Source organism: Lelliottia sp. 489 (genome assembly GCF_050435885.1).
Taxonomy (GTDB): Bacteria; Pseudomonadota; Gammaproteobacteria; order Enterobacterales; family Enterobacteriaceae; genus Enterobacter; species Enterobacter nimipressuralis.
This window is the reverse complement of the sequence record NZ_JBNDLC010000006.1, coordinates 98,759-117,369: the sequence shown is the minus strand read 5'-3', so window position 1 is coordinate 117,369 and position 18,611 is coordinate 98,759. Positions and strand designations below refer to the sequence as shown.

Genomic DNA, 18,611 nt, shown 5'->3' with positions numbered 1-18,611 from the left:
AAACCTGTAATGAGACATTCTCTCAGTTTATCACGGACAAAGGCCAACCTTCCCCTGTCAAATAGGGAAGGTTGGCCTTTTATTTACGATTAATCACACGGGCGGCAGATCGAAGAGCAGAATTTCGCTCGCGCTGTCAGCATGAACGGACAGCGCCTGCTCATCCCAAACCGCCAGACCGTCAGCGGTGGTGGCTTTGGTGCCGTTGATTGTCACGTCACCTTTGACCACCTGGATCCACACGCGGCGGTTCGCGGCAATCTGATGCACAGACTGTTCGTCTTTCGCCAGTGCCCAACGGTACAGTTCCATATCCTGATGCACTTTCAGGGAGCCATCACGCGCATCCGGGGAAAGCACCAGCTGTTTGCCCTGCAGGGCATCGAAGCGGCGCTGCTCGTAGCGCGGCGTGATGCCGGTTTCTTCTGGAATGATCCAGATTTGGTACAGGTGCAGTTTTTCCGTGTTGCTCGGGTTGTACTCCGAGTGACGAACCCCGGTACCGGCGCTCATAATCTGGAACTCACCGGCCGGAACCTGCTCTTCGTTACCCATGCTGTCTTTGTGCGCTACGGCGCCCTCCAGCACATAGGTCAGGATTTCCATGTCTTTGTGCGGATGGGTACCGAAGCCCTGGCCCGCGTCGATCACGTCATCGTTAATCACGCGCAGTGCCGAGAAGCCCATGAAGTTCGGGTCGTAATAGTCCGCGAACGAGAAGGTATGCCATGAGTCCAGCCAGCCATGATTTGCGTGACCACGATCGCCTGCTTTACGTAAAAAGATCATTGTTTTTCACCCCAGTTCGTTTCGATGAAGTAAGTGTGGACGCAATTGGCCTGGGATCATAGAGGGTGAAAATTGACTCCTCTGTTCAAAAATTATGAACAAGCACAGAGGAGTCGACAGAGCTTACTTCGCGAGGGTAATCGTGGCAGGAGAAGCCTGCTCGAACCCGCGCTCGAGGATCTCCAGATTAGTGAGAACTTCAGATTCCTTGACGTAATTCGGCGCCCCTTTAGTGAGGGTGTCATACAGCGCATCGTAGACGCGGCCATAATCGCCGGTTTCTGGGGTGAGCTGTTCTTTTACCGTCACGCCTTCGTCATTGACATACTCCAGCACGCCGACCGATTCATCCGCCGCAAATCCCGGCTCGCCCGGCATGATATTGGCCTTCAGACTGGTCTCCTGCTGGTCGATACCGTATTTGATAAACGAGCCGCGGGTGCCGTGAACGATAAATTTCGGGTAGTCCGTTTTCACCAGATGGCTAGTTTTGACGATCGCCTTTAAATCGCCGTAAAACAGCTGTGCTTCAAAGGTATCGTCCGGATTGGCTTTGTTGCGCAGGCTGCGGATATCGTAGGTCACGTGATCCGGGCGGCCCAACAGAGAGATAACCTGGTCCATGGTATGCACGCCCAGACCATAAAACGCGCCGTCCTGCGGCAGGCCGGGTTTGGTTTCCGCAACAGGACGATAGAGGTCGAAATGGCTTTCGATTTCAACGATATCGCCCAGCTTGCCGCTCTCGATAGCCTGTTTCGCCATCAGGAAGCAGGTATCAAAGCGACGGTTCTGGTACGGCGTGACGGTCAGCCCTTTGCTTTTTGCCAGCGCGAAGAGCTCTTTGGCCTCCGCAAGCGTCGGGGTGAAGGGTTTTTCCACCAGCACGTTTTTACCCGCTTCCAGCGCGCGTTTCGCGTAGTCAAAGTGGCTGTCGGCATGGGTACAGACGATCACCAGTTTGACCTGCGGATCGCTTAACACCTCATCCAGATCGCTGGTGAAATGAATATGGGAATACTGTGGGGACTGCTCTTCAGGTTTCGCGTGACGGCGGAAGATATGCGCCACGTGCCAGCTGTCTTTACGGTTGAGAACATACGGAAGGTGATAGCGAGTGGTGCTTTTACCAAATCCAATAAATGCGCAATGTAATGTCATGGCTCAGTCCTTGTTAAGGTTGTTGGGACAACCATAGCGCAAGTTAAATGCGCGCGCATCCGCCGGTGTGAGCTTCACGTAGGTGGGATGGCGAACACTTCCTGAGGGGAACGGGCAGGTCTGCCTGGCTGAAACAGGATAAAAAAAAGCCAGCGCGAGGCTGGCTAAAGTAATACTGGAAGCAATGTGAGCAATGTCGTGCTTTCAGGTTTCCGTAGAGGTCTTCCTGAACGCGAGACAATAATAATCATTCTCATTCGCACTTGTCCAATACTTTTTGCAAAAAAAAGGGAGTTGACTCGAATTTCAAAGTCAATGATGTTGAAAAGGATATCAACCCACCGAGGACAAAAGAATGAGTGAGATAGTGATACGCCACGCTGAACCGAAAGATGCCGAAGCCCTGCGCCAAAATTATATGCATCCAGAGGTGTATCACGACACGCTACAACTCCCTCATCCTTCCCTTGAGATGTGGCAGGAACGCCTTAATCCTAAAGCTGGCCAAAAACGTCTGGTCGCCTGCATGGATGAGATTATTGTCGGTGATCTGACGCTACAGGTCGAAGCCAGCCCGCGACGCAGCCATGTGGCAACCTTTGGTATCAGCGTTGCGGCGCATGCTCAGGGGCGAGGCGTCGGAAGTGCGCTCATGCGTGAGATGATCAACCTGTGCGACAACTGGATGCGCATCGAGCGTATCGAACTCACGGTTTTTGCCGATAATCCTCCTGCGCTGGCGCTGTACAAGAAGTTTGGCTTTGAAATCGAAGGAACCGGAAAGAAATTTGCCCTGCGTAATGGCGAGTTTGTGGATGCCTATTACATGGCGCGGATGAAGTGAAAAATCGCCCGGTAGCGCTGTGCTGCCGGGCGACAACGTATCAGTACCCTGCCGTCAAATCATCCACCGACCGTGGATCGGATGCCCCGGAAAGGGAACCGTCGGGCGCCACCACAATGCTCTGCGTGCTCCCCATCGCCTCTTTCACCACCACTTTCTGCCCGCGCTGTTCCAGCAGTTTGATAGTGTCCGGGCTAAAGCCTTTTTCCACGCGCAGTTCGTCCGGTAGCCACTGATGGTGGAAGCGCGGCGCGTTGGTCGCTTCGGCCACGTTCATTCCGAAATCGATACTGTTCACCACCATTTGCAGCACAGTGGTAATAATTCGGCTTCCGCCAGGGCTACCTGTCACCAGCCAGGTTTTGCCGTCTTTCACCACGATGGTCGGAGACATGGACGACAGCGGGCGCTTCTTCGGCCCAACGGCGTTAGCATCGCCGCCCACCAGCCCGTAAACGTTCGGCACGCCCGGTTTGGCGGAGAAGTCATCCATTTCGTTGTTCAGCAGAATGCCGCTGTTCCCCGCCACAATCCCGGTGCCAAACACCGTGTTCAGCGTGTACGTCACCGCCACCGCGTTACCGTCCTTATCCACCACCGAGAAATGGGTGGTCTGATTGCTCTCGTACGGCGCCAGTTTGCCGGGGCGGATCTGGCTGGACGGTTTCGCTTTGTTGATATCAATCTGATCCGCCAGCGATTTGGCATAGGCTTTGTTGGTTAGCGCCTGCCAGGGCACTTTGACAAAATCCGGATCGCCGAGATACTCCGAGCGGTCGGCATAGGCAAATTTTTCTGCCTCCGCCATCACCTGCATCGCATCGGCGCTACCGAAGCCAAATTTGTGCATATCGAAGTTTTCAAGAATATTGAGGATCTGCACGATGTGGATCCCGCCGGAGGACGGTGGCGGCATTGAGAACACCTGATACCCGCGATACTCACCGCTTATCGGTGTGCGCTCAATCGCTTTGTACTCCGCCAAATCCGCCTTGGTAATCAGCCCGCCGTTCTTTTGCATCTCGTCGGCAATCTGATCGGCAATCGCCCCTTTGTAGAAGGCATCCGGGCCGTTTTCCGCAATCAGCTCCAGGCTTTTCGCAAGATTTGTCTGCACCAGCTTGTCGCCCTTTTTCAGCGGCTCGCCGTCCTTCCAGAAGATCGCTTTACTGTTCTCATGGTTCGGAATCACTTCGCTGCCGTAAATTTTGAGATCGTCCGCCAGCGCGTCATTGACCACAAACCCGTCGCGCGCCAGCTTGATGGCTGGCTGCACCACTTTGTTCAGCGGCAAGGTCCCGTATTTTTCCAGCGCCAGAGAGAACCCGGCGACGGTGCCCGGCGTGCCGCTTGCCAGATGGGATGTGAGGGATTTTTTACTGTCCGGATTCCCCTGATCGTCGAGGAACATATCGCGCGATGCCTGATTTGGCGCCATTTCGCGGAAGTCGATGGCCGTGGTATTGCCGTCTTTGGTGCGCAGCAGCATAAAGCCCCCGCCGCCGAGATTCCCCGCCTGCGGATGGGTTACCGCCAGGGCATAACCCACGGCTACCGCCGCATCAACTGCATTACCGCCCTGCTTGAGAATATCCACGCCGACCTGCGTGGCCATCGCGTCCACGGACGCCACCATCCCCTGCTTCGCCCTGACGGGATGGAAGACATCCTCTTCCACGCCGTAGGAGACTGGCGGTGCGGCTGGCGGGTTCGCCGCCACGGTAAATGTCCCGCCGGCCATCAGCGCAGCGATCGCTACCCAGCGCAAAAACGTTGGTTTTATCATTGTTGTTCTCCAGGTGAGGGATCCAGATTCCCGTTTAAGCCTGGTTCACAACTCCTAAAAAATCATCGTTGTGGCAGATTCGGGGTAAACTTAAGAGAGGCCTCAGAAGGAGGAAATGAGAATGAAACGACTACTGATCTTAACGGCACTGCTCCCGTTCGCCGTGCTCGCACAGCCACTGAATACCCTGAATAACCCGAACCAGCCGGGCTATGAAATCCCCAGCCAGCAGCGCATGCAGACCCAGATGATGGGCCAACAGCAGCAGCAAAAAGGGATGCTCAATCAACAGCTGCACACCCAGACGCAGATTCAGCAGCAGCACCTGCAAACGCAGATGAACAACAATACGCAGATGATTCAGCAGGGCCAGGTGCGGGAGCAGCCGCTGCCGAATACCAGCGGCGGCATGTTAAGCGGGGGAACAAGCCCGAGCAGCGGTCAGCAGCATATGCTGCCGCCGCGTTCGAATGGCGATATGCTTAATAATCCGCAGAATTAAAGTTCGGGCCAATCACGTCAATCGCATCGGTACAGATGCAGTCCACGCCCCAGCGCAGCAGCTCTGCCGCTCGCTGGGGTTTGTTGACCGTATAAACCAGGATGTGCAGCCCGGCGTCTTTGAGCATCCTCACGCGCGCCTCATCCAGCAGGCGATGATTGAGATGGATCGACACACACCCTAAGTCAGTGGTCAGCTCGCGCCAGTCGTCACGCCACTCGTCCAGCAATAATCCCCGAGGCAGTTCCGGTGCGGCGGCTTGTGCGGCTTCCAGCGCGTCAATTTCAAACGACGACAGCAGCGGAGCGGTCATTCCTTCCCACAGTTCACGCGCGGCGAGGGCAATCACTTTTCCGGTGAGCGGCCCGGTGCCGGTCGTCGGTTTAATTTCGATATTGGCCATCATCCCGTGCTGGCGACAGCGATCGGCCACTTCCGCCAGCAGCGGCAACGGCTCGCCTTTGAATTCGCTGCTGAACCAGCTTCCGGCGTCTACGTTCAGCAGATCGCGCCACGGCAAGTCGCCCGCCACGCCCCAGCCGTTGCTGGTGCGCTCGAGGTTATCGTCATGCAGCAGGAAAATTTCGCCATCTTTCGACAGCTTGGCGTCGAATTCGATCATTGAATGACCATAAAACGCGCCCTTATCTATTGCCGCCAGGGTGTTTTCCGGTGCTCGTTTTCCGCCGCCACGGTGGGCGACGATGTGAGGATATGGCCAGTTACTCATACGCGTTGTCCTGTTTCACCATCAAATAAGTGCAGATGATTTTCCGGCAGATGCAGCCACAGCGTGCTGCCCGCCTTTGGGCGTTCCTGATGCGCCAGACGCACCACCAGCTTTTGATCGCCCCAGCGTCCGTGCGCCAGGTTGTCCGCGCCCAGCATCTCCAGCGTGTCCATCACCAGCGGCACGCCGCCTTCCGCCTGCGAGCTTAGCGCAATATGTTCCGGGCGGATACCGAGCGTCATTTTACGCCCGGCGTAGCCGCGATAAAACCAGTTCACCGGCAGCGCCATGCCGCTCTCCAGCTCAAAATGCGTGCCCGCGTTGCTGATGCGCCCTTCCAGCAGGTTCATCGCCGGGCTGCCGATAAAGCTGGCGACAAAGCGGCTGGCGGGTTTTTCATACACCTCTACCGGCGTGCCGATCTGCTCGGCGATACCTTTGTTCATCACCATCACGCGCTGCGCCAGGGTCATTGCTTCCACCTGATCGTGGGTGACGTAAAGGGAGGTGGTTTTCAGGCGGCGATGCAGATGTTGCAGCTCAAGACGCATCTGCACGCGCAGTTTGGCGTCGAGGTTAGAGAGCGGTTCGTCGAACAGGAACACCGCCGGATCGCGCACGATGGCGCGGCCCATCGCCACGCGCTGACGCTGGCCGCCGGAAAGCTCACGCGGACGGCGTTTTAACAGACCGTCCAGCTCCAGAATGCGCGCCGCCTCTTTCACCCGTTCGTCGATATGGCCTTTACCCATCCCGCGAATTTTCAGGCCCCAGGCCATGTTCTCTTCCACGCTCATGTGCGGATAGAGGGCGTAGTTCTGGAATACCATCGCGATGCCGCGATCTTTCGGCTCCATCTCGGTAACGCGCTGGCGGTCAATCCAGATGTCGCCGCTGGTCACGCGCTCAAGCCCCGCCACCATGCGCAGCAGCGTCGATTTCCCGCAGCCAGACGGGCCGACCATCACGATAAATTCGCCGTCTGCCACGTCGAGGGTCAGGGGTTGAATCACCTGGGTTTTGCCGTCCCAGCTTTTGGTTACTGCCTGTAATTTTAATCCTGCCATCTTATTTCTCACTGTCTACTAAACCACGCACGAACGCGCGCTGCATGGCTAAAACGATAACGACCGGAGGGATCAGCGTGAGCAGCATCGCCGCCATCACCTGATTCCAGAGGGTGGTGCCTTCGCCGGTGGCGATCATCCCTTTGATGCCCGCCACGGCGGTGCCGAGATTCACGTCCTGCACAATCAGCAGCGGCCACAGATACTGGTTCCAGCCGTAGATAAAGGTGATCACGAACAGCGCGGCGAGGTTGGTTCTGGAGAGCGGCAGCACGATATCGCGGAAAAAACGCATCGGCGATGCGCCGTCGATGCGCGCCGCTTCAATCAGTTCGTCCGGCAGGGTCATAAAGAACTGGCGGAACAGGAACGTCGCGGTGGCCGACGCCATCAGCGGTAACGTCAGGCCCGCGTAGCTGTCTAGCATCCCGAGATTGGCGATCACCTCGACGGTCGGGAAAATACGCACTTCGACCGGCAGCATCAGGGTGATAAAGATCATCCAGAAGAAGAGGTTACGCAGGGGAAAACGGAACCAGACGATAGCGAAGGCCGAGAGCATCGACACCACGATCTTCCCCACCGTAATGCCAAAGGCCATGATGAAACTGTTGAGCATCATCAGCCAGAACGGCGCGCTGTTGGCCCCTACGCCCTGGGTCCAGATAGTCGCCATGTTTTCGAAAAGGTGGCCGCCAGGCACCAGCGTCATCGGCGTGTCGAACACGGCTTTGGTATCCAGCGTGGCGGCAACAAAGGCCACGTACAGCGGGAACAGGATGACGATGATCCCGAGAATTAACAGGGTGTGGCTGAAAATCGTCAGCCCCGGACGGTTCTCAATCATTGGTAGCGCACCTTACTTTCGACATAGCGGAACTGAACCACCGTCAGCACAATCACCAGCCCCATCAGCACCACGGACTGCGCGGCAGAGGCCGACAGATCCAGCCCCGCAAAGCCTTCGCGATAGATTTTGTAGATAAGCGTGGTGGTCGCCTGTACCGGCCCACCGGCGGTGGCGGCGTCGATCACCGGGAAGGTGTCGAAGAAGGCGTAGACCAGGTTAACCACCAGCAGGAAGAAACTCACCGGCGCAATCAGCGGCAGCGCCAGTTTGAAGAAGCGGCGAATCGGCCCTGCGCCGTCAATCGCGGCGGCTTCGACCAGCGAGCGCGGAATGGATTGCAGCGCGGCGAAAAAGAACAGGAAGTTGTAGCTGATCTGCTTCCAGACCGAGGCAAACACCACCAGGAACATCGCCTGACCGCTGTTTTGCGCGTGGTTCCAGTCGTAGCCGAATTCGCCGAGGAAATGGGTAATCAGCCCACGCCCTGGGTTAAACAGGAAGATCCACAGCACGGCGGCGACGGCAGGCGCGACGGCGTAGGGTAGCAGCATCAGCGTCTGATAGAGACGGCTGCCGCGCACCACGTAATCCACCAGCGCCGCAAAAAACAGGGACACGACGAGGCCGCTGACTGTCACCATGGCGCTGAATTTGATCGTCGTCCAGAAGGAGTCGAGGTAATAGCTGTCGTGGAACAGCGCGGTAAAGTTATCCAGGCCGACAAACTGGCTGGAAAGCCCGAACGGATCGACGCTTTGTACCGAGTACCAGAGCGCTTCGCCCGTAGGCCAGATAAAAAAGATGACGGTGATAATCAGCTGCGGGGCGACCAGCAAATAGGGCAGCCAGCGCGAACGGAATACCGGACGGGAGGATGACATTGAGTTTGGATTCCTGAACAGTGCCGGATGACCCGGCCAACGAAGAGAATGCCCCCCTCGCAGGCCGGGTAAGCCGGCATAAAAACATTAAGACTTCGTCGACTGCTCAAAGCGGCGCAGCAGCTGATTTCCGCGTTCTACCGCTGAATCCAGCGCCTGCTGTGGCGTTTTCTTACCGGTCCATACGCTTTCAAGCTCTTCATCCACGATGGTCCTAATCTGCGGCATGTTGCCCAGACGCAGACCTTTGGTGAACGGTAACGGCGGCTTGTTCAGCATCTGGCGCGTCGCGATATCCGCCCCTGGGTTTTTGTCATAGAAGCCCTGCTCGCGCGTCAGGTCGTAAGCGGCTTTGGTGATCGGCAGGTAGCCGGTCTTCTGGTGCCACTCGGCGGCGTTTTCAGGTTTCGCGAGGAAGTCGAGGAACTCCGCCACGCCTTTGTAGGTGCCGTTGTCTTTGCCCTGCATTACCCACAGGCTCGCTCCGCCGATGATGGCGTTCTGTGGCGCGCCTTTGGCATCGGCGTCATAAGGCATCATGCCCACGCCGTAGTTGAATTTGGCGTAATGACGGATATCCGCCAGCGAACCGGAAGAGGCGGTGGTGATCGCACAGTCGCCGTTGTAAAACTTCTCGGTAGATTCGTCTTTACGGCCGAAGTAGCTGAAATCGCCCTTCTTATTCAGCGCTTCCAGCAGCGCGATGTGTTTCACCTGCTCGGGTTTGTTGAACTCCAGCACGGCGTCGGTGCCGTCAAAGCCGTTGTTCTTCGTGGCGACCGGCAGACCGTGCCAGGCGCTGAAGTTTTCAATCTGAATCCAGCCCTGCCAGCCGCTCGCGTAGCCACACTTCATGCCTGCCGCTTTCAGTTTGGCGGTGTACTCCGCCAGGTCCTGCCAGGTTTTCGGCGGCTGATCCGGGTTTAAACCGGCTTTTTTGAAGGCGTCTTTGTTGTAATAGAGCACCGGCGTGGAGCTGTTAAACGGCTGAGACAGCAGATGCCCGGTTTTGGAATCGGTGTAGTAACCGGAAACCGTCGGCACAAACTGGGATTCATCGAAGTTAATGCCCGCGTCTTTAAACACTTCATAGACCGGTTTGATCGCTTTGGAGGCCATCATGGTCGCGGTGCCGACTTCATACACCTGCAGCAGCGCCGGTGCATTCCCGGTGCGGAACGCGGCGATGCCCGCGCTCAGGCTCTGCTCGTAGTTACCTTTGTACACCGGCACAATTTTGTAATCCGGATGGGTGTCGTTGAAACGCTGCGCCAGAGAATCAACCTCTTTGCCCAACTCCCCTTCCATGGAATGCCAGAACGGAATGGTCGTGACAGCCATTGCGTTCGTCGCAAAAGCCAGACCGATTGCCAGACCCAAAGCTGTGTGTCGTAACGATGTCATTGTCATCTCTCTTTTTTGTGCCGGATGCGCGATATCACGCGTTTTATGCTCGCGAGGTAACATGACATGCTCGAATGACAGAAAAATAACTGTTTATTTACAGAATGATGACAGACCGGGGTCAGGGGGATGATGGAATGGTGACGATAGCATGGCAAAAAAAAGCCGGGAGGCATCGCCCTACCCGGCCTGTGATTCAGGTTTTACTGTCCCGGTAAGCGCAGCGCCACCGGGCAACAGACAGCTTAACCGCCTAAATATGCACTTCGCACCGCTTCGTTCGCCAGCAACGCTTCGCCGGTATCGGACAGCACAACGTGACCGTTCTCCAGCACGTAGCCGCGATCCGCGAGTTTCAGCGCCTGGTTGGCGTTTTGCTCCACGAGGAAGATAGTCATCCCCTCTTTACGCAGTTGCTCAATGGTGTCGAAAATCTGCTGAATGATGATCGGCGCAAGGCCGAGGGACGGCTCATCGAGCAGCAGCAGACGCGGCTGGCTCATCAGCGCACGACCAATTGCCAGCATCTGCTGTTCACCGCCTGACATGGTGCCCGCACGCTGAATACGGCGCTCATACAGGCGCGGGAAGAGTTCATACACGCGCTTAATGCGGGTCTGATACTGTTCGCGCTCGGCAAAGAAGCCGCCCATCGCCAGGTTCTCTTCCACCGTCATACGGGAAAACACGCGGCGGCCTTCCGGCACTATCGCCACGGCTTCGCGCATGATTTTCGCGGTCTGCCAGTCGGTAATGTCTTTACCGTCAAAGATGATACGCCCGCTGGAAGCACGCGGATCGCCGCACAGGGTGCCGAGCAGCGTGGTTTTCCCCGCGCCGTTGGCCCCGATGAGCGTCACGATCTCACCCTGATTGATATGCAGGCTGACATCATGCAGCGCCTGAATCTTGCCGTAGTGGGCATTCACCTTGTCAAAAGATAACATCGCTTTTTCCATATTATGACTCGCCCCCATCATGCTTCACCTAAGTAGGCGCGGATCACGTCCGGGTTATGTCGAATTTCTTCAGGCGTGCCGTTCGCCAGCGGCGTCCCCTGGTTGACGACGTAGATCCGATCCGAGATGCCCATCACCAGCTTCATATCGTGCTCAATCAGCAAAATGGTGGTGTCATGATGGTTACGCAGCTCGACGATCAGCTCGTCCAGCTCTTTGGTCTCTTTCGGGTTCAGACCGGCAGCAGGCTCATCGAGCATCAGGATTTCCGGCTGCGTGACCATGCAGCGGACAATTTCCAGACGACGCTGGTCGCCATAGGCCAGATTGCTGGCCTGACGGTTTGCGTGCTGCAACAGCCCGATACGATCCAGCCAGGTTGCGGCGCGGTCCAGGGCTTCGCTCTGCGCGCGACGGAAGGCCGGGGTTTTCAGCAGGCCGGAGAACACCCCGCTCTTCAACTGCTGATGTTGCGCCACCAGCAGGTTTTCAATCACCGTCATTTCACGGAACAGGCGCACGTGCTGGAAAGTACGCACCACGCCCATACGGGCGATCTGTTGGCCCGGCAGCCCTTCGAGATGCTGATCGCGCAGCATGATGGTCCCGCCCGTCGGCTTGTAGAAACCGGTCAGGCAGTTGAACACCGTGGTTTTCCCTGCGCCGTTCGGGCCGATCAGGGAGACAATCTCTTTCGGGAACAGGTCCAGTGAGACGTTATTGACCGCCAGCAGGCCGCCAAAACGCATCATCAGGCCGTTCACGGATAATAATGGCTGACTCATGCCTGCTCTCCTTTCGCTTGCCCGTTCTTCAGCTTCAACTGTGGACGGGTCATCGGCAGCAAGCCCTGCGGACGCCAGATCATCATCAGTACCATCAAACCACCCAGCATCAACATGCTGTATTCGTTAAAGTCGCGCATCAGCTCGCGGGAGACCACCAGCAGAATTGCCGCGAGGATCACCGCAAACTGGGAGCCCATCCCGCCGAGTACCACGATGGCCAGCACAAAGGCTGATTCGGCAAAGGTGAAGGATTCCGGGCTGACGAAGCCCTGACGCGCGGCAAACAGCGTTCCGGCAAAACCGGCAAACGCGGCGCTGATGGTGAACGCGGTCAGTTTAATGCGCGTCGGGTTCAGCCCCAGGGAGCGGCAGGCGATTTCGTCTTCACGCAGCGCTTCCCACGCGCGGCCCAGCGGCATGCGCAGCAGACGGTTGATCACGAACAGGGTGATCACCACCAGCAGCAGCGCCACCAGATAGAGCCAGATAACGCGGTCGGAGGGATCGTACTTCACGCCGAAGAAGTTGCTGAAAGTATCCCAGCCGCCTTCGCGCGCCGTGCGGCTAAACTCCAGGCCGAAGAAGGTCGGTTTCGGGATCTGGCTGATGCCGTTCGGACCGCCGGTCACTTCGGTGTTGTTGAGCAGCAGGATACGGACGATCTCGCCAAAGCCTAAGGTCACAATCGCCAGATAGTCACCGCGCAGACGCAGCACCGGGAAGCCGAGCAGGAAACCTGCGGCGGCAGACACCAGGCCCGCCAGCGGCAGACAGGTCCAGAAGCCCAGCCCGTAATAGTGGTTCAGCAACGCAAAGGTGTAGGCACCGATGGCGTAAAATCCGCCATAGCCCAGCACCAGCAGGCCAGACAGACCGACCACCACGTTCAAGCCCAGACCCAGAATCACGTAGATCATGGTCAGGGTGGCAATATCCACCGTCCCGCGCGACACCATGAACGGCCACGCAACAGCGGCCACCAGCAGCGCCACCAGGAACAGTTTCTGCTTAACGGTCGAGCCATCAATGGCTGGCAGCACGAATTTCGGGCCAGAAACGTTTTTCATCGTCTTCTGGAACACAGGGCGCAGCAGCTGGAACAGGAACACCACAGCCGTGCCGACAAACACCCACTGCCAGCGGATATCCGCGGCGGTATCGACCACCAGTCGGGTGCCATCCAGTTCTAACTGCACACCCATAAAGACGCCCGCGAGGACGAAGAACATGGCGGCAGAGAGCAGCGCCATCGCAAAATGCATCGGTTTCATACTTTCTCTACCTCCGGACGACCCAGAATCCCGGTAGGCATCACCAGCAGCACCAGAATCAGCAGTGCAAAGGAGACGACGTCTTTATATTCGGTACTCAGATACGCCGAGGAGAGCGCTTCAGCAACGCCCAGAATCAGGCCGCCGATCATCGCACCAGGAATACTGCCGATCCCGCCGAGCACCGCAGCGGTAAAGGCTTTCATCCCGGCCATAAAGCCGATGTATGGGTTGATAACGCCGTAGAACTGACCGAGCAGCACACCCGCCACCGCCGCCATCGCAGCACCAATCACAAAGGTCAGGGCGATCACGCGGTCGGTGTTAATGCCCAGCAGGCTGGCCATTTTCAGGTCTTCTGCACAGGCGCGGCAGGCACGGCCCATGCGGGAGTAACGGATGAAAATGGTCAACGCCAGCATCGCCAGGAAGGTCACAACCCAGATCACCAGCTGCATGGTAGTGATAGAAGCCGAGAAGTTTTCGCTGGCCCCGATAATCCACTGGCCGTTAAACAGGCTTGGCAGCGCCACATCGCGCGAGCCTTCCGTCAGGCTGACGTAGTTTTGCAGGAAGATGGACATCCCGATGGCGGAGATGAGCGCAATCAGACGTTTAGAGCTGCGCACAGGCCGATAGGCCACGCGCTCGATGCTCCAGCCGTAGGCGCTGGCAATCACAATCGCACCGACAAAACCGGCCCCCACCAGCAGCCAGCTGCTGTCGATACCCATCATCATCAGTGCGGCAATGATCATAAAGGAGACATAGCTGCCGATCATATAGACCTCGCCGTGGGCGAAGTTGATCATGCCGATAATGCCGTAAACCATCGTGTAACCGATGGCGATCAGCGCATAGGTGCTTCCCAGCGTGACGCCGTTAAACATCTGCTGCAAGAAATAGAGAAACTGCTCGGACATAAGAAAACCTTTTTATAACCGCCCGTTTTGCGCGGGCGGCGGGATGATTATTTGGCTACCGAAGAAGAACCATCGGCGTGCCATTGGAAGACACCAAATTCAAATCCCTTTAGATCGCCTTTCTCATCCCAGTTCAGCGGCCCAATCACGGTGTTTGCACCGTGTGCTTTTAAATCTTTCACTAAGTCCAGCGGCTCTTTGCTGCCGGTGCGCTCCATGGCAGTCGCCAGAGACTGCACCGCCGCGTAGGTGATCCAGACGTACGGACCGCTCGGATCTTTCTTCTGCGCTTTGAGCGCCTCTACGATAGCCTTGTTCGCCGGTTCCTGGTCATAGCGTTTTGGCATTGTCACCAGCATGCCTTCGCCCGCATCGCCTGCGATATTGGACAGGGACGCGTTACCCACGCCTTCCGGGCCCATAAACTGCGTTTTCAGACCGGTCGCGCGCGCCTGGCGCAGCATCTGGCCCATCTCCGGGTAGTAACCGCCGTAGTACACGAAGTCGATGTTCTCTTTTTGCAGGCGTGCCAGCAGGGCAGAGAAATCTTTCTCACCTGCGGTGATGCCGTCGAAGAAGACCACGTTCGCGCCGCCTTTTTTCAGGCCGTCCTGTACGGAACGCGCGAGGCCTTCGCCGTATTGCTGTTTATCGTGAATGATCGCGATGCGCTGCGGCTTCACTTTCTCGAGGATGTACTTCGCGGCAGTCGGCCCCTGAGAAGAGTCCAGACCGGCGGTACGCATGATGTGCTGATAGCCACGCTGCGTCAGCTCCGGGTTGGTAGCGCCTGGCGTGATCATCAGAATGCCTTCGTCTTCATAGATATCTGAAGCGGGCTGCGTGGAAGAGGAGCACAGGTGGCCGATAACGTACTGAATACCGTCGTTAACGATTTTGTTCGCCACGGCGACGGCTTGTTTCGGATCGCAGGCGTCGTCATATTCCACGCCAACCAGCTTATCCCCTTTGATCCCACCTTTGGCGTTGATGTCTTTGATCGCCTGACGCGCGCCGTTGAACTCCATATCACCCCACTGGGCAACCGGACCGGACATCGCACCGACGACGGCAACTTTAATCTCTTCCGCCATGGCTGCCTGCGAAATCGCTAATGCAACCATTCCCGCGATCAATGCTTTCGCGTTCCTTTTCATCTGTGAATCCCCATTCGTGACGTGATGTATATATTTTGTTTTATTATGGTTAAAAAGCATTCTGTACTTTTAATGAACAACGCTATTTTTACCAGTGCCTTTAATGGTTTAGCGCAGTTTTTTGATAAAAACCAGACTAAAATCTCTATTTTTCAGGCGATTAAGCAAAGATAATATTCTGAAATCAGACAGAGATAAACAAATAAAAGTGCAGTTTGCAGCATAAAATAACGGTACAAAGCGCCGAATAAAACACTGCCTTTTAGAGTAAAATTCTGCTTAATTTTCGATCCCTGCTCTTTCTCGCTACACATCGCGCTGCTAAAAAAGTAATCAGCTGGAGAATGGTTCAAAAAAGGGGAAGCCGCTGAAGAGATAAATTGAGTACACTGCCTTTACTCTTTTTGATTTGGACAAGCAGCTAATGAAACTGACCATCCTTCGTCTGGTGTCCTTTAGCGACCAGGATCATATCGACCTGGGCAAGATCTGGCCGGAATATTCTCCTTCCTCCCTGACCGTGGATGAAACCCATCGAATTTATGCCGCCCGCTTTAACGAGCGTCTGCTGGGCGCAGTGCGCGTGACCCTGAGCGGAACCGATGGCGCGCTGGACTCCCTGCGCGTGCGGGAAATCACCCGCCGTCGCGGCGTGGGGCAGTATTTGATTGAAGAGGTGATTCGCGATAATCCGGACGTGTCAGCCTGGTGGATGTCCGATATCGGCGTGGAAGACCGCAGCGTGATGTCCGCCTTTATGCAGGCGACAGGGTTTGCAGAGCGGGAAAATGGGTGGGAGCGGCGGTAAAAAAAGCCGGGTGGCGACTGCGCCTTACCCGGCCTGGAACTCAGGTTTTGTAGGCCCGGAGAGCATAGCGCCACCGGGCATTTTTTTACTTAGCGTCGGTCGCTGAACCGTCTGCATGCCAGGTAAAGACACCGAACTCAAAACCTTTCAGATCGCCCTTCTCGTCCCAGGACAGCGGCCCCATGACGGTATCGACGGAGTTCGCTTTCAGCCAGGTCGCAATCTCAGCCGGATCGGCTGACTGGTTCAGGCCTGCCTGCAGGGATTGCAGCGCAGCGTAGGTGGTCCACACGAACGCGCCGCTTGGATCTTGTTTCTTGGCCTTGATGGCATCCACAATCGGTTTGTTCGCAGGAACCTGATCGTAGTTCTTCGGCTTGGTGACCAGCATCCCTTCAGCCGAGTCGCCCGCGATGTTAGACAGGGAAACGTTCGCCACACCCTCTGGCCCCATGAACTGCGTTTTCAGACCGGCCGCGCGCGCCTGGCGCAGAATCTGGCCCATTTCCGGGTGATAACCGCCGTAGTATACGAAGTCGATGTTCTCTTTCTTCAGACGCGCTACCAGCGTGGAGAAGTCTTTTTCACCGGCGGTGATGCCGTCGAAGAACACCACTTTCGCATTGGCTTTTTTCAGGCTGTCCTGCACGGAGCGCGCCAGGCCTTCGCCGTACTGCTGTTTATCGTGAACAATCGCGATGCGCTGCGGCTTCACTTTCTCAAGAATGTATTTCGCGGCCGTTGGGCCCTGGTCGGAGTCCAGACCGGTGGTACGCAGAATCAGTTTATACCCACGCGCGGTCAGCTCTGGTGCGGTCGCCGCCGGGGTGATCATCAGAATGCCTTCGTCTTCGTAGATATCAGACGCAGGCTGGGTGGATGAGGAGCACAGGTGACCGATAACGTATTTGATCCCGTCGTTCACCACTTTGTTCGCCACTGCTACCGCTTGTTTCGGGTCGCAGGCATCGTCATATTTTACGATCTGCAGTTTTTCGCCTTTGATGCCGCCCTTGGCATTAATGTCTGCAACCGCTTGTTCTGCGCCGGTAAATTCCTGGTCGCCGTATTGCGCTACCGGACCGGACATCGCACCGACAACAGCCACTTTAATATCAGCCTGAGCCATAGTGCTGAATGCCAACGCGATACATCCTGCCAGTAACGCTTTACCCTTCATATTCATCCTGAGATTCCCCATTATTATGGTTATTACGATTGTTGTGATGTTGTTGTGTAGCGCTTTATTTCAATTATAGGTCTGCCGTCCGCGCTTTTTCAGCACACTCTGCTAAAACATACCCCATTTTTATGATTTTGGAATAGCTAATTTGAAATGTAACTATGCCAGCCCGGTGCAGTTTTGCGACCGGGCTCGGGCTTTATCGAGTCAGCGAGGCAGAGATGATATCCAGCGCTTTGCGGAACTGCGCGTCGGGAATGGTGAGTGGATAGAGAAAACGAATGACGTTGCCGTACACGCCGCAGCTGAGCAGCAACAGCCCTTCCGCCAGCGCGCGCTCCTGAACCTGGCGGGTAAATTCCGGTGAGGGCTGCCCGGTCTCGGGATCGTTGAACTCCACCGCCACCATCGAGCCTTGCGCGCGGATATCTGCAATATATGGGCAACCAGATTTGGCCTTGCTCAGCACTTCCACCAGATGATGGCCCAGGTGCGAGGCGCGAGCGCACAGATCCTCTTCGTCGATCACTTCCAGCACCGCCAGTGCCGCCGCAATCGCCAGCGGGTTCCCGGCGTAGGTGCCGCCCAGCCCGCCCGGTGCGGGGGCGTCCATCACCTCGGCGCGGCCCGACACTGCCGAGAGCGGCATACCGCCCGCCAGGCTTTTCGCCATGGTGATCAGATCCGGTTTAACGCAGTGATGCTCCATCGAGAACAGTTTCCCGGTACGGGCAAAGCCGGTCTGCACTTCGTCAGCGATCAGCAAAATTCCGTGGGTGTCGCACAGGGCGCGCAGCCCTTGCATAAAATCGGGCGGCGCGACGTTGAATCCGCCTTCACCCTGAACCGGTTCGAGGATAATCGCTGCCACCTGATCCGGGGCGATATCGGCTTTAAAGATGCGCTCCAGGCTTTTCAGGGCGTCCTGAGAACTCACGCCGTGCAGCGTGTTGGGATATTGCGCGTGATAGACCGAGCCAGGGAACGGGCCGAAGCCGAGTTTGTACGGTGCCACTTTGCCGGTGAGGGCCATGGTCATAAAGGTACGCCCGTGGAAGGCACCACCGAACGTGATAAGACCGGGTCGTTTGGTGTAGGCGCGGGCGATTTTGACCGCGTTTTCGACCGCTTCGGCGCCCGTCGAGAAGAAGGCGGTTTTGGCAGGCCCTTCAATCGGCACGCGGGCATTGATGCGCTCTGCGAGGGCGATATAGCCTTCGTACGGCACAATCTGGTACGCCGTGTGGGTAAACGATTGAAGCTGCTTTTCGATGGCGGCGATCACTTTGGGATGGCGATGGCCTGTATTCAAAACCGCAATCCCGGCGGCGAAGTCGATCACTTCGTTGCCTTCGATATCCCACAGCGTGGCGTTTTCCGCTTTATCGGCGTAGAAACCGCACATCACCCCGATGCCGCGCGGCGTTGCCTGCAAACGCCGTTCATTTAACTCGTGATTGTTCACCCTGTCCCCCTAAGATTCGCATGCGTAGCGCATCTGTAAGTGT

Annotated in this window: 18 protein-coding genes; 3 read left to right on the top strand and 15 right to left on the bottom strand. The window is 56.7% G+C overall.

The features are described 5' to 3' along the window. Positions 1 to 93: 93 nt before the first annotated feature. Together ABIE11_RS17640 and ABIE11_RS17635 are read right to left on the bottom strand one after the other, a co-directional pair. On the bottom strand, positions 94 to 789 hold the full coding sequence (locus tag ABIE11_RS17640; protein ID WP_102105321.1) for a pirin family protein: 696 nt from the start codon (positions 787 to 789) through the stop codon (positions 94 to 96). 123 nt (positions 790 to 912) lie between these two features. After that, positions 913 to 1,950: an oxidoreductase gene (locus ABIE11_RS17635; RefSeq protein WP_100778569.1), complete on the bottom strand. Its 1,038-nt coding sequence runs from the start codon at positions 1,948 to 1,950 to the stop codon at positions 913 to 915. 355 nt (positions 1,951 to 2,305) lie between these two features. Here ABIE11_RS17635 and yhhY point away from each other — a divergent pair, with 355 nt between their 5' ends. Beyond that, on the top strand, positions 2,306 to 2,794 hold the full coding sequence (gene yhhY, locus ABIE11_RS17630; RefSeq protein WP_429184996.1) for an N-acetyltransferase: 489 nt from the start codon (positions 2,306 to 2,308) through the stop codon (positions 2,792 to 2,794). A gap of 40 nt (positions 2,795 to 2,834) precedes the next feature. Here yhhY and ggt read toward each other — a convergent pair whose 3' ends face one another. Beyond that, positions 2,835 to 4,580 (bottom strand): gamma-glutamyltransferase, encoded by a 1,746-nt coding sequence (gene ggt, locus ABIE11_RS17625; RefSeq protein ID WP_429184995.1) that lies wholly within the window; start codon positions 4,578 to 4,580, stop codon positions 2,835 to 2,837. A gap of 121 nt (positions 4,581 to 4,701) precedes the next feature. Here ggt and ABIE11_RS17620 point away from each other — a divergent pair, with 121 nt between their 5' ends. Next, positions 4,702 to 5,082, top strand: coding sequence for a DUF2756 family protein (locus ABIE11_RS17620; protein ID WP_102105319.1), 381 nt, complete (start codon positions 4,702 to 4,704; stop codon positions 5,080 to 5,082). On the opposite strand, the gene ugpQ is transcribed toward ABIE11_RS17620, so the two are convergent. The 10 genes from ugpQ to livK form a co-directional block, all read right to left on the bottom strand. Then, complete coding sequence (gene ugpQ / locus ABIE11_RS17615) at positions 5,063 to 5,812, bottom strand: glycerophosphodiester phosphodiesterase (protein WP_429184994.1); 750 nt, start codon at positions 5,810 to 5,812, stop codon at positions 5,063 to 5,065. The two genes, ABIE11_RS17620 and ugpQ, sit on opposite strands and share 20 nt — an antisense overlap. Beyond that, positions 5,809 to 6,879, bottom strand: a complete 1,071-nt coding sequence (locus tag ABIE11_RS17610) for a sn-glycerol-3-phosphate import ATP-binding protein UgpC (protein ID WP_123429800.1) — start codon at positions 6,877 to 6,879, stop codon at positions 5,809 to 5,811. Before ABIE11_RS17610 ends, ugpQ begins: the two co-directional genes overlap by 4 nt. A gap of 1 nt (position 6,880) precedes the next feature. Next, entirely contained in the window at positions 6,881 to 7,726 is an 846-nt protein-coding gene (ugpE, locus tag ABIE11_RS17605) for a sn-glycerol-3-phosphate ABC transporter permease UgpE (protein WP_107702697.1), read from the bottom strand. Next, the gene (gene ugpA / locus ABIE11_RS17600) at positions 7,723 to 8,610 is read right to left on the bottom strand and encodes a sn-glycerol-3-phosphate ABC transporter permease UgpA (protein ID WP_429184992.1); all 888 of its coding nucleotides are present in this window, start codon (positions 8,608 to 8,610) and stop codon (positions 7,723 to 7,725) included. The genes ugpE and ugpA overlap by 4 nt, the downstream gene beginning before the upstream one ends. Before the next feature lie 87 nt (positions 8,611 to 8,697). Continuing rightward, positions 8,698 to 10,014 (bottom strand): sn-glycerol-3-phosphate ABC transporter substrate-binding protein UgpB, encoded by a 1,317-nt coding sequence (gene ugpB / locus ABIE11_RS17595; RefSeq protein ID WP_100778562.1) that lies wholly within the window; start codon positions 10,012 to 10,014, stop codon positions 8,698 to 8,700. Between the two features lie 245 nt (positions 10,015 to 10,259). Next, a complete protein-coding gene (gene livF / locus ABIE11_RS17590; protein ID WP_100780798.1) occupies positions 10,260 to 10,973 on the bottom strand; it encodes a high-affinity branched-chain amino acid ABC transporter ATP-binding protein LivF in 714 nt (237 codons plus the stop codon). A gap of 17 nt (positions 10,974 to 10,990) precedes the next feature. Further along, entirely contained in the window at positions 10,991 to 11,758 is a 768-nt protein-coding gene (livG, locus tag ABIE11_RS17585; protein WP_100778561.1) for a high-affinity branched-chain amino acid ABC transporter ATP-binding protein LivG, read from the bottom strand. Continuing rightward, on the bottom strand, positions 11,755 to 13,032 hold the full coding sequence (livM, locus tag ABIE11_RS17580; RefSeq protein WP_100778560.1) for a branched chain amino acid ABC transporter permease LivM: 1,278 nt from the start codon (positions 13,030 to 13,032) through the stop codon (positions 11,755 to 11,757). Before livM ends, livG begins: the two co-directional genes overlap by 4 nt. After that, positions 13,029 to 13,955: a high-affinity branched-chain amino acid ABC transporter permease LivH gene (livH, locus tag ABIE11_RS17575; protein WP_100778559.1), complete on the bottom strand. Its 927-nt coding sequence runs from the start codon at positions 13,953 to 13,955 to the stop codon at positions 13,029 to 13,031. Before livH ends, livM begins: the two co-directional genes overlap by 4 nt. A 47-nt stretch (positions 13,956 to 14,002) precedes the next feature. Next, entirely contained in the window at positions 14,003 to 15,112 is a 1,110-nt protein-coding gene (gene livK, locus ABIE11_RS17570; RefSeq protein ID WP_102105315.1) for a high-affinity branched-chain amino acid ABC transporter substrate-binding protein LivK, read from the bottom strand. A 424-nt stretch (positions 15,113 to 15,536) separates the two neighbouring features. Between livK and panM the strand changes: the two genes are divergently transcribed. Then, positions 15,537 to 15,920, top strand: a complete 384-nt coding sequence (panM, locus tag ABIE11_RS17565; RefSeq protein ID WP_102105314.1) for an aspartate 1-decarboxylase autocleavage activator PanM — start codon at positions 15,537 to 15,539, stop codon at positions 15,918 to 15,920. Between the two features lie 85 nt (positions 15,921 to 16,005). On the opposite strand, the gene livJ is transcribed toward panM, so the two are convergent. Beyond that, entirely contained in the window at positions 16,006 to 17,106 is a 1,101-nt protein-coding gene (gene livJ, locus ABIE11_RS17560) for a branched chain amino acid ABC transporter substrate-binding protein LivJ (protein ID WP_142503677.1), read from the bottom strand. A gap of 196 nt (positions 17,107 to 17,302) precedes the next feature. Next, positions 17,303 to 18,568, bottom strand: coding sequence for a 4-aminobutyrate--2-oxoglutarate transaminase (locus ABIE11_RS17555; RefSeq protein WP_420171671.1), 1,266 nt, complete (start codon positions 18,566 to 18,568; stop codon positions 17,303 to 17,305). Between the last annotated feature and the right edge of the window lie 43 nt (positions 18,569 to 18,611).

Bases quoted from the DNA above. Each gene is read 5' to 3' on its own strand.
- ABIE11_RS17640 (WP_102105321.1), bottom strand. From the start codon at position 789: ATGATCTTTTTACGTAAAGCAGGCGATCGTGGTCACGCAAATCATGGC.
- ABIE11_RS17635 (WP_100778569.1), bottom strand. From the start codon at position 1,950: ATGACATTACATTGCGCATTTATTGGATTTGGTAAAAGCACCACTCGC.
- yhhY (WP_429184996.1), top strand. From the start codon at position 2,306: ATGAGTGAGATAGTGATACGCCACGCTGAACCGAAAGATGCCGAAGCC.
- ggt (WP_429184995.1), bottom strand. From the start codon at position 4,580: ATGATAAAACCAACGTTTTTGCGCTGGGTAGCGATCGCTGCGCTGATG.
- ABIE11_RS17620 (WP_102105319.1), top strand. From the start codon at position 4,702: ATGAAACGACTACTGATCTTAACGGCACTGCTCCCGTTCGCCGTGCTC.
- ugpQ (WP_429184994.1), bottom strand. From the start codon at position 5,812: ATGAGTAACTGGCCATATCCTCACATCGTCGCCCACCGTGGCGGCGGA.
- ABIE11_RS17610 (WP_123429800.1), bottom strand. From the start codon at position 6,879: ATGGCAGGATTAAAATTACAGGCAGTAACCAAAAGCTGGGACGGCAAA.
- ugpE (WP_107702697.1), bottom strand. From the start codon at position 7,726: ATGATTGAGAACCGTCCGGGGCTGACGATTTTCAGCCACACCCTGTTA.
- ugpA (WP_429184992.1), bottom strand. From the start codon at position 8,610: ATGTCATCCTCCCGTCCGGTATTCCGTTCGCGCTGGCTGCCCTATTTG.
- ugpB (WP_100778562.1), bottom strand. From the start codon at position 10,014: ATGACATCGTTACGACACACAGCTTTGGGTCTGGCAATCGGTCTGGCT.
- livF (WP_100780798.1), bottom strand. From the start codon at position 10,973: ATGGAAAAAGCGATGTTATCTTTTGACAAGGTGAATGCCCACTACGGC.
- livG (WP_100778561.1), bottom strand. From the start codon at position 11,758: ATGAGTCAGCCATTATTATCCGTGAACGGCCTGATGATGCGTTTTGGC.
- livM (WP_100778560.1), bottom strand. From the start codon at position 13,032: ATGAAACCGATGCATTTTGCGATGGCGCTGCTCTCTGCCGCCATGTTC.
- livH (WP_100778559.1), bottom strand. From the start codon at position 13,955: ATGTCCGAGCAGTTTCTCTATTTCTTGCAGCAGATGTTTAACGGCGTC.
- livK (WP_102105315.1), bottom strand. From the start codon at position 15,112: ATGAAAAGGAACGCGAAAGCATTGATCGCGGGAATGGTTGCATTAGCG.
- panM (WP_102105314.1), top strand. From the start codon at position 15,537: ATGAAACTGACCATCCTTCGTCTGGTGTCCTTTAGCGACCAGGATCAT.
- livJ (WP_142503677.1), bottom strand. From the start codon at position 17,106: ATGAATATGAAGGGTAAAGCGTTACTGGCAGGATGTATCGCGTTGGCA.